Raw genomic sequence first — 9,704 nt, forward strand, 5'->3', positions numbered from 1 at the left:
TCTTGCTTTACGCAGCCACATCGGCGCCTACTGCGTCTTCCCTCTTCAGCTTGGGTCCGCAGAACAGCTCCGGACGCTCCCCGAGCGGCGTCCGCGCAAGGTGGCGCAGGAGCCAGCGGGTGACCACGACGGCTGTGAGCATGGAGAGCATCACACCCATGGCGAGGGTGACGGCGAACCCGCGGACGATGGAGGTGCCGATGATGAAGAGGATGCCGCAGGTGATGAGCGTGGAGACGTTGCTGTCGCGGATGGCGGGCCAGGCGTGCCGGAAGCTGGCTTCCACGGCTGTCCGCACGAGCTTCCCCTTGCGCAGCTCTTCCTTGACGCGCTCGAACACGAGCACGTTGGCGTCCACCGCCATGCCGATGGAGAGGATGATGCCCGCCATGCCGGCGAGCGTGAGCACGATGTAGCTGGAGGAGAACAGCAGGAGCGGGAGCTTGAGGATGGCGAAGAGCATGGTGGCGTACATGGCCAGGGCGACGTCGGCCATGAGGCCGAGGAAGCGGTACATGATGATCATGTAGACCATGAGGATGATGATGCCGATGAAGGCCGCCTGCAGGGACGTGCGCAGGGCGGCGGCGCCCAGCGTGGCTTCCACGGTGTACTGCCCCACGAGGTGGATGGGGGCGGGGATGGCGCCCGTATTGAGGTCCTGTGCCAGCGTGCGGGCTTCATCGAAGTTCTTGCTGCCGGTGATCACGGCGCTCCCCCCCGCGATTTCCTGCTGCACGGTGGGGGCGGAGACGAGCTCCCCTCCCACGAAGATGGCGATGCGCTTGTTCACGTTCCTCTTCGTAAGTTCCTGGAAGAGCTTTCCCCCTTCATCATCGAAGAGGATCTGCACCACGGGGATGTTGGTTACGGGGTCCACGGAGACATTGGCGGAGCGGAAGTGCTTGCCGTCCAGGGTGGTGTCCTTCCAGCCCGAAGGGATGAGGGAGAAGAACAGTAAGCGCAGTGTGAGGGCTTCTTCGCGCGAATGCACCTCCCCCCGCTTCAACTTGCCGATGATCAGTTCCGCCCGCGTGAGGGAACCGGCGCCCGTGATGGACAAATCATCGTAGGTGGCCGCATCCGGCGTGCTCTGCGCGGGGCCATTCGTCCTGATGAGGTGGTACCCGTAGACGGTCTCCACCGGCTCGCTCACCTCGCCCGCCGTGATGCCGAAGGCCACGTCCTCAAACGCAGCCGGCCAGCTTCCCCGCGCGATCTTCCCCAGCTTGCCGCCCTCTGTCCTGGTGGAAGCCCCGTCGGAATCCGCCTTGGCCACGTCCTCAAACGCCGTGCCCGTCGCGATCTTCGCCTTGAGTTCCTGCGCGCGCGCCAACGCCTCCTCCTTGGTCCGCGTCACGGTCCCCGCGGCTTCCTGCGCGCCCTTGTAGGCGACGAGGATATGGCTCACGTCCACCTCCTCCTTCCCCTGCGTGACACCGCGAAGGAAGAGAATGTGGGCGGTCCCGGAACCCGTGTCCACCGCCTTCAGGTCCCCTCCACGCATCCCGCGCAGGGCGCCCAAGAGGCGCGCGTCCAGCGTGTTATCCAACAGGATATCCTCCTTCACAGCGTACGTGGCGCCGGTCTCCGTTTCGGCCAGGATGGAGAACGCGCGCGGCGCTTCCATGACCGTCCGTCCCGTTTCCGTGAGGGGCTGCACCACCTCGCCAAGGAAAATGCCCGGTACATCCTCCTCCTCCACGCCGCCGTCCTGCGTCTGCGACGCGACGCGGATGCTGCCTTCCCGGCGGTACATTTGGCCCGGTTTCCTATTCCACAAGTCCTCCAGGCCCTGCGGGAGCGTGTCTTTGTAGAAGGCGTGGCTGTCCTGGTACACCAGGCCCAGCGCGGTACCCACATTCTCCCCTTCCTTTTGCAGCGTGGAGCCGCTCTCGGTGATGCGGCGCTCCACCAGGTCGGCTTTCGCCACCACTTCCTCCTTGAATTCCTCCGTGGGTTCCGTGAATTCCTCCTTGAATTCCAGTTGGATGGTCTTGCCCACGATTTTGATGCACTCCTGTGTGTCCACCACGCCGGGGCATTCCACGAGCAGGTGCTTCTCATCTCCGATGTAGGAGGGGGTGATCACCGCTTCACTCACGCCCAAGGCGTTGATGCGCCTCTCGATGACCGTGCGGATGGCCTCCACCAGGCTGCGTTTCTGCTCCTGGATGCTGTACTGTTGCGCCTGCAGCTTGTTGATGTCGGCGGCGGGGGCGTTCTTCTCCTCCAGCGTGGCGATATCCTTTTCCAGCTGCGCCATCTGCCGGTTGATCTCCTCCTCGGAAATGCGGAAATCCAGCTGTGTTCCTCCCACCAGGTCCAGTCCCAAGTGCAGGGTGGGGGTGCGGATGATGCCCGGTGCCCACGTCTTCCATTCCTGCGGGAGGGCGATGAGGACGATGAGGACACCGACAATGACGGTGACGATAGGCCAGAAGGAAGCGCGGGAGCGTGACATAGGAAAGGGGACGAAGGGGGGACGGAGGATTCCGAGGATTCCGAAGAGTCCGAAGAAGGCGAGAGATTGTTACGGGGAAGGAGGTAGGGAAGATTGAACGGAAGACGAAGGGTTGTTCGTTGCAGAAGCGAGGGGGCGGAAGGCCACGTGGAGGCCGACGTTCACGTCATCGGCGAAGATGGACGCCACCTGGGGACTGGGGATGTTGTCGATCTGGATCGATCCCTTCTTATCCTCCAAGCCGATACGCTTGCGGGACATGAGGACGTCGCGCACGAAGATGGCCATTTGCTTCCCCTGGTTCCGCTCGAACGCCTGCGCGAGCAGGGTCTGTCCCTCCGGAGTGAGGAGGATGAGCGCCATCCCGCGGGTGCGGTCCTGCGTGGCGGTGGCGGTGATCCAGCTGATGTGCTGTTCGGTGACGCCGGTTTCCTTGTAGCCGCTCTCGCTCTTCTCGTGCCAGATGTCGGCCTCTTCCTTCGATGCCTCCACCATCACGCGGAAGGAGAAGGGCGCCGTGAGTTCCTGCGTGAGCACCTCACCGACGGCTGTGTTCTGCAGGGCGAAGCGCAAGACGGCGTCGTCCCCCGCCGTGGTCACATGCGTCGCCTGCAGCTTCTGGCCCAGCCGTTCCGCCCGGCGTTCCACCACGCGCACGGCGGCGTCCCGTAATTCCTGCGCATGCGCCGTCCCGGTCTCTTGGATGGTGATGGTATAGCCGGTGTTGGGTTGCGTGCATCCGGCGAGGAGCAGGAGCACGCCGACGGAAAAGAGGCGTTTCATAGCGAGTGGAGTCTAGGGAACTTCCGTACACCGTGCAACGGAGCGACCGGTCGTTCAAGTAGGTTGGAACGGTCAGCTTCCAGTTTTCAGCTTTCAGCTTCCAGCGGACAGACCTCATTATCCAGGCTTTCTTGAACGTATAGACGACTAACCGCCGAAAGCCGGCAGCTCCAACGCTGTTCCAGTACGCAGCATTTTATTGGAAAGGTCAACACCCCGCAACGTGCAGCGGTCATCAATGATGCAGTTCTTGAGGGTGCTGTCCTCAATGGTGCATTCCTCAAACACGATGCAGTCGTGCAGTTCGCTCCGGCGGATGGCGCTCCGCTTGCCCACGGCCACGCTCCCCGTGCACAAAGTCCCGTCCACCGAAGAGGAGGGATCCGCCAGGAGGCGCTCCCCCACGAGCAACCGGTGTGCGTCCAGATAGGAGTGGAACGAGCCGATATCCAGCCAGGGTTCCGTGAACGTGAAGCAATCCACGCGGATGTTGCGGCGTACCAGTTCTTCGAACAAGCCCCCCACATTGTCCGGGTGCGCCCGGGCGAACTCCAGCACAACAGGGAGGATTTCCTTGGGAAGCACCGAGCAACCGGTGCTCACGAGAGTGGTCTTGGGAGAAGGAGGTTTTTCCTCGAAACCGATAACCCGTTTCATTCCTCGCTCTTCCCACGGTCTTCCTCCTTGTTTGTTGTTTTCCTCCACCCCTCGCCCCTCCTCCTTCGGAGGAGGGGTATGTTTGTTGTTTGTGTTCTCCCCTTCCTCCTCCGGAGGAAGGGGCCGGGGGATGGAGGAGTGCACAGAAGGAGGAAGTAGGGAGGAGGTTGATTCGACAATCACCGTCCCGAACGCTTTCGCTCTCTCCGGATCCCGGATGTCGAAGGCGGCGAGGAGGGGGGTGCCCGTACCGTACGCGGCGAGGAAGCGGGAGAGCGGGAATCCCAGGTAATTGTCCCCCGTGAGGAGCAGCAGGTCGTCCCGCACGTTCTCCCGTTCCACCCACTCCGCCAGCGCCCCCAACGCGCCTTTCTTCTGGTCGTCGCGCTTGCTCCCCTCGATCACCAGTTCCAGGCCGGGGCGCGAGAACTCCTCCCGCCACTTGCCGAACTTCTCCGCGAACGCGGCATTGGTGCTCACCGTCACGGGGATCTCCTCGGGGATGCTCTCCAGGAGGTGCGTGATGATGGGTTTGCCGGCGAGGGGGAGCAGCGGCTTGGCGCGCTGTTCCGTCAACGGCCACAATCTTGTCGCGAAGCCGCCGGCTAAAATGAAAGCTTGCATCTTGGAGCAGTATATCCGTAACCATCATCACTGCCACATTCTCTCTCATAGCGATCTGATTGCTGTTTTCTCTTCCACCTTTTCCCGGCGGAAAAGGTGGAGCCAAAACGCCGGCGCGCCGAACTCCCCTCCACCCGGCCCTGTGCCTCCTCGTCAGCCCCTGCAAGGTTTCGGGGCTGACTCGTCGGCAGGCCATGTCGAAGCAGGGCCTTCCCCTTCACCCCCCGCGGCGCGCCAACCACCCTCATCGATTATTTGTATTTATGGGAGGAACAACCCTTTCCACCAAGGGATATCGGGACGCACCATCGTGGCTGCCCAGCCTTCCAGAGACGTCACGCGCTCGTCCTTCTCTATCACCCCCAACACGGAGGGGAGGAGGAGATACGTGATGCCGTGCTGGCGGCATGCGCTCAGCAGGTTCAACGACTGTTCCAAGTCGCTGCACTGGATGAGGTGCGTGATCCTCTTCTCGCGGAGGGTCTCCTCCAGTTTGTCCAGCTTGCCGAGCACGGGGACGCCGGCGATGTCCTTCTCCTTCGCTCCCCTGCCGTCGAGCACGGCCACGGGACGCAGCGGGTTCTTCCTGCGGGAGAGGAGCGTAATGAGCTGGCGCGATTCCCTTGTCACTCCCACGATGAGGGTGGGGAAGGCGGGGGCGCGCCACAGCATGGAGCGGCTGATCTGCTGGAACGCCAAATGCCAGAGCCGCAGGATGACGGTGGAGAGGAAGAGCGCCTCGATGAGGAGGAGGCGGCTGAAGAAGAGGCCGTAGAGGAAGTAGTACGTGAGGGCGAAGAGCGCGCTCCCCACGATGTTGGCGTAGAGCATGGAGAGGAAGCTGCTGCGCGTCCACTGGCTGCGGGTGAGGTGGAAGATGCGCGTGGAAATGAGCACCACGAGCCACACCGGCGCCACCAGCGTGGCGACGGCGATGTACTGGGTGAAGGGGAAATCGGTGGAGAGGATCCATCCCACGCGCCAGAAGTACGCCAGCGCGTAGCTGAGGATGAAGAGGGCGATGTCCGAGGCGAACCAGAGAAGCAGCACTGATCGTGAATGCATCGGATGCAGTATAGGGAAGATTGGAGCAAGGGAGTAGGTGGTAGGTTGTTGGGGGTACCAAAATCTGGGCAATGACTCCGTTTATCCCGTATTGATGTACTACTCCCTACCGCCTACTCCCTACCCCCTCATGTCTTCGACGGTCCCATCCACACGTAGGGCAACAAGGTGATATCCCACGGGATGTTCCGCGCATCCCACACGTAGGTGCTCAGGGCGTAGCTCTGCGCGGAGGGGAGGGCGTACGTCTCCACCCATGCGAGCTTCCGCGCCAGCACGGGGTTCTCCTCCGCCCTCCGCCTGAACTCCTCGCGGTGAAGCACGTAGAACGCGACACTTTCGGCGACGTCCTCAAACGCGTCGGCCTTGGCGTAGCCCGAAACGAAGTCCCGGTCGAGGGAGTCCTCCCTCTTCTGCTTAGCCGCGGTCCAGGAGATGGCGTAGAAGGCCGTGCTCGGGTCGTCATTGAAGATCACTTCGTTGCCGTCGCGGAAAGCGCTGGCGCCGCTCTTGGGCGTGCCTTCCAGACAACCGAGGTCATTCACGTGCCCCAGGAGCTCATGCACCAGCACCGCGCGGAATTCCTGCAGGGGCAGGCTGCCGCTCACGATCACCGTCGTCTTGCCCGCCAGCCCCCTCCTCTCGGGCCGGTCGTAGCGGACGAAGATGTTGCGCGTCTTCTGCGCGCACGAAGCGGGTAGGAAACCCTCCAGTTCCGCCAGAATTTGAGCTTGGAGAGGATTGATGGCGCTGTCCTTGGTGGTCACCGTGGTGGCCGGTGCCGCCGCAGGGGCTTCCAGTGTGATGACGGCGTTCCGTACGGTATGGGCTTGGCCCTGTGTCGCTTCCCCGGAGGCCTGTTTCTGCGTTCTCTGCAGGGTTTCCCTTGCAGGGATTGTAGTGTGTGCTACACTTTGGGGCAGGAATGCTCCCGCTGTAAGCATCGTTATAAGCCAGAAACGGAAGAGGTACGAGGTTTTCATGACGGGGCAAAAGGTGATATTTATACTACAATCTTAGGTAGATGTCAATACTCCCCCAGACCATCGCTCCGGGACAGGCGCACCAGGTGACCGTGGAAAAGCTCACCTTTGGCGGTTCCGGCCTGACCCACATTGGCACGTTGCCCGTCTTTATCCCCGATTCCATACCGGGGCAGATGTTGGAAATTGTCATCACGAAGCTCAAGGATTCGTATGCGGAAGCCAAAGTGCGCAAAGTGGTGCGGAAGGCGAAGGAGGAGATACCCCCCCGCTGCCCCCATTTTCACGATTGCGGGGGATGCGCCTGGCAGAACCTCCCCTACGACAAGCAGATCAGTTATAAGGAGGACATTGTCCGTGAAACCCTCCTCCACCTCACCCCCATCGGGGAGGCGGAGCGCAAGAACCTGCCGGGACGCGTACTGAACATCGTCCCCAGCCCGCAGGTGTTCCACTACCGCAACAAGATGGAACTGAGCTTCGGATACGAGAACATGCGGACGGAGGAGAACAACGGGCGCCGCATCCACTTTGACGAGAACCCCAGCATCGGGTTCCACCGGCCGGGGCAGTGGTCCACGGTGCTCCCCGTCTCCGAGTGTCACCTCTACGACGAGCAGCTTCCCATGCTCCTCAGTACGGTCCGCCGTTTTATGGAGGAGACCAAGATCCCCGTGTACAACCCCAAGACGCAGAAGGGCATGCTTCGCACGCTGCTCCTGCGCCGCGGCGTGCACACGGAAGAGCAGATGGTGTGCTTCCTGCTGCAGGCGCGGAAGAAGGAGCTGGAGCCGCTCTTCCAAACCTTCATCCGGTACTTCGCCGGGCGCGCGAACCTGGCCTCGCTCCTCGTGGTGGAGAACATGGGCCTCCACGACCGCCCCGATTTTCCCAAGGTCCATACCCTGTACGGCAAGAACACCATCACCGAGCGCCTCTTCGACCTCACCTTCGAAATCTCCCCCTTCTCCTTCTTCCAGACGAATACGCTGGGCGCGGAGAAGCTGTACCGCTCCATCGCCGAAGCGGCGGAACTCACCATGCACGACACTGTGCTGGACGCCTACTGCGGCATGGGCACCATCGGGCAGTACCTGGCGCGCTTCTGCCAGAAGGTGGTGGGCGTGGAGAGCCATCCCTCCGCCATCGAGGACGCCCTCAAGAGCGCGGGGAAGAACCGCATCGGGAACATCAGCTTCTACAAGGGGAAGGTGGAACAGGTGATGCAGCAGCAGCTTAAAGCCGGAGGCAAGTACTCCTTCTCCACCATCGTGGTGGATCCTCCCCGTCCCGGCCTGCACCCCGCGGCAAGGGACGCGCTCATTGCGCACAAGGCGGACAAGGTGGTGTACGTCTCCTGCAACACGGCCACCTTCGCCCGCGATTTGGCGGAATTCCTCAAGGCGGGGTACGAGTTGCGCACGGTGCAGCCGGTGGACCTGTTCCCGCATACGGCGCATATTGAGACCGTGGCGCTGTTGCAGAGGAAATAGAGGAGTATGATCACGACCGTGCTTTTCCTCCTCATCGTTTTCCATCTCCTTGCGGGCAATGTCCACGCCGCGCAATCCGCACGCTTCACGGTGCACGTGGATAAGGATTCCACGGTCTACAGCGAACCCGTGGGCATGATTTTGCGGTGCTACGGCACGGGGCGGGACGCCCTGGCGGAGTTCTTCGTTTGGACGGGACGGTGCACGGGATCCTGCTCCATCGGCCCGCTGGATACGCTGCCCGGCGATCCCGTGAATATGCGCTTCTGCAACGTGGATGCCACGGTGGGGGAAGACCGGTACACGGCCGGCGCGTATCCCGTTGCCGTCACCTGTACGGGGGAAGAGGAGAAACAGTGCGTCATGCGCATCGACATAGGGCTCATGCGCACCATGCAGAAGTTGCCGGAGGAGGCCGCATCGCAGTGGGACGCGTTCTTCACCATGCTCGACGAGGTCGTGCGGAAGTTCGTGTACGACGCGTGGTGTACGGTGATGGGGGTATTCAAGAAGAGTTGTTGATGCCCACCCCCCTTCGCTACGCTCCCTCCGTGCATCGCATCACCCTCCTTTGCGTCGGCAGGATCAACGCCGATTGGATCGCCGAAGGCTGCCGCGACTACATCAAACGGCTCAAGCGCTTCGCCCTCGTGGACGTGCATGAGGTTGCGGCCGGCAAGGAGCGGGACCCCGAACGGCAGCGGAAGGACGAGACGCTGCGGCTGCTCTCCGCCATGGCCAAGCACGAGGGGGATTCCATCGTGTTGGACGAGAAGGGGGAGCGCATGACCTCGCAGGAGTTCGCCGCCTTCCTCCGCAAGATCTTCGACGCGGGCACCCCCGCGGAATTCGTCATCGGCGGGGCGTACGGCCTCTCCGACGACGTCCGCAAGGCGGCCAGGAAGGTCATCCGCCTCTCGGACATGACGCTTCCCCACGAGCTCTGCCGCGCGGTGTTCCTGGAGCAGCTCTACCGCGCCATTGAGATCATCAAAGGGAGCGGGTACCATCACTGACCCTATGGAAACAGTCCCATTGGATGACGACAAAACCTTCGAAGCGTGCAAAACGCTGGGGCGCCTTGCGACGTTCCATCCGCCGGAGGAAAAGCCGAAGATTTCCCAGGAGATGGAGAATATCAGGACTCAGTTACGACGGATGTGGTTGGGTGAATATCTGCACAGCGAGTATGAACCGAGCACGGGCGAAGAATGCAGGGAAGTGGGGACGGTGTATCGCGATTTGGTCCACAACGATCGATTCAATGCGCGGTGGGATGAGGAACTGAAGAAGCAGGGGTATAGCGATACGGCTCTGGACGGGACGACGCAAGTGTTGAAGCAAGCGCTTGCCGAATGTTGTGCCGCGGTGAATGAGGCGACCGACGGGGAGGCGGGACGCGCGCACGATGCCATGTGGGAGGCCATACTGTCTTTGAAAGGGGCGGGCCCTGCCATTGATCGCGCGCATCCATTCCTGCTACAGGTGTTTGGGGAATGGACGAAGCGGGGCTATACGCTCCGGGATTTGCATCTGCTGTCATGACGTTGGCATGCAATGGGGGAGCGGGTACCATCAGTAATTGTTCATTCTTACTACCCCCCCCCCCCCCCCCCCCCCCCCCCCCCCCTCCGG

9 protein-coding genes are annotated in these 9,704 nt (G+C 62.0%); 4 read left to right on the top strand and 5 right to left on the bottom strand.

Annotated elements, in window-relative coordinates; genetic code table 11:
- Positions 1-7: 7 nt before the first annotated feature.
- The 5 genes from secD to WC698_06355 form a co-directional block, all read right to left on the bottom strand.
- The gene (gene secD, locus WC698_06335; GenBank protein MFA6039850.1) at positions 8-2,464 is read right to left on the bottom strand and encodes a protein translocase subunit SecD; all 2,457 of its coding nucleotides are present in this window, start codon (positions 2,462-2,464) and stop codon (positions 8-10) included.
- Between the two features lie 69 nt (positions 2,465-2,533).
- Positions 2,534-3,247 carry a hypothetical protein gene (locus WC698_06340; protein MFA6039851.1) on the bottom strand — a complete coding sequence of 238 codons (714 nt, stop codon included), beginning with the start codon at positions 3,245-3,247 and terminating at the stop codon, positions 2,534-2,536.
- 147 nt (positions 3,248-3,394) lie between these two features.
- Positions 3,395-4,528 carry an NDP-sugar synthase gene (locus WC698_06345; protein MFA6039852.1) on the bottom strand — a complete coding sequence of 378 codons (1,134 nt, stop codon included), beginning with the start codon at positions 4,526-4,528 and terminating at the stop codon, positions 3,395-3,397.
- Between the two features lie 261 nt (positions 4,529-4,789).
- Entirely contained in the window at positions 4,790-5,593 is an 804-nt protein-coding gene (locus WC698_06350) for a hypothetical protein (protein MFA6039853.1), read from the bottom strand.
- Positions 5,594-5,721: 128 nt separating this feature from the next.
- On the bottom strand, positions 5,722-6,576 hold the full coding sequence (locus WC698_06355) for a hypothetical protein (protein MFA6039854.1): 855 nt from the start codon (positions 6,574-6,576) through the stop codon (positions 5,722-5,724).
- Between the two features lie 41 nt (positions 6,577-6,617).
- Between WC698_06355 and rlmD the strand changes: the two genes are divergently transcribed.
- From rlmD to WC698_06375, 4 genes are read left to right on the top strand one after another with little or no spacing between them, the layout of a single operon-like run.
- Complete coding sequence (gene rlmD, locus WC698_06360) at positions 6,618-8,069, top strand: 23S rRNA (uracil(1939)-C(5))-methyltransferase RlmD (protein MFA6039855.1); 1,452 nt, start codon at positions 6,618-6,620, stop codon at positions 8,067-8,069.
- An 18-nt stretch (positions 8,070-8,087) separates the two neighbouring features.
- On the top strand, positions 8,088-8,591 hold the full coding sequence (locus WC698_06365) for a hypothetical protein (GenBank protein ID MFA6039856.1): 504 nt from the start codon (positions 8,088-8,090) through the stop codon (positions 8,589-8,591).
- Positions 8,592-8,620: 29 nt separating this feature from the next.
- Complete coding sequence (locus tag WC698_06370) at positions 8,621-9,085, top strand: 23S rRNA (pseudouridine(1915)-N(3))-methyltransferase RlmH (GenBank protein MFA6039857.1); 465 nt, start codon at positions 8,621-8,623, stop codon at positions 9,083-9,085.
- Positions 9,086-9,089: 4 nt separating this feature from the next.
- Positions 9,090-9,614 carry a hypothetical protein gene (locus tag WC698_06375; protein MFA6039858.1) on the top strand — a complete coding sequence of 175 codons (525 nt, stop codon included), beginning with the start codon at positions 9,090-9,092 and terminating at the stop codon, positions 9,612-9,614.
- Positions 9,615-9,704: the final 90 nt, after the last annotated feature.

The organism is Candidatus Peribacteraceae bacterium, assembly GCA_041661065.1.
Lineage (GTDB): Bacteria > Patescibacteriota > Gracilibacteria > Peribacterales > Peribacteraceae > CAIKAD01.

Bases quoted from the DNA above. Each gene is read 5' to 3' on its own strand.
- rlmD (MFA6039855.1), top strand. From the start codon at position 6,618: ATGTCAATACTCCCCCAGACCATCGCTCCGGGACAGGCGCACCAGGTG.
- secD (MFA6039850.1), bottom strand. From the start codon at position 2,464: ATGTCACGCTCCCGCGCTTCCTTCTGGCCTATCGTCACCGTCATTGTC.
- WC698_06345 (MFA6039852.1), bottom strand. From the start codon at position 4,528: ATGCAAGCTTTCATTTTAGCCGGCGGCTTCGCGACAAGATTGTGGCCG.
- WC698_06340 (MFA6039851.1), bottom strand. From the start codon at position 3,247: ATGAAACGCCTCTTTTCCGTCGGCGTGCTCCTGCTCCTCGCCGGATGC.
- WC698_06350 (MFA6039853.1), bottom strand. From the start codon at position 5,593: ATGCATTCACGATCAGTGCTGCTTCTCTGGTTCGCCTCGGACATCGCC.
- WC698_06375 (MFA6039858.1), top strand. From the start codon at position 9,090: ATGGAAACAGTCCCATTGGATGACGACAAAACCTTCGAAGCGTGCAAA.
- WC698_06355 (MFA6039854.1), bottom strand. From the start codon at position 6,576: ATGAAAACCTCGTACCTCTTCCGTTTCTGGCTTATAACGATGCTTACA.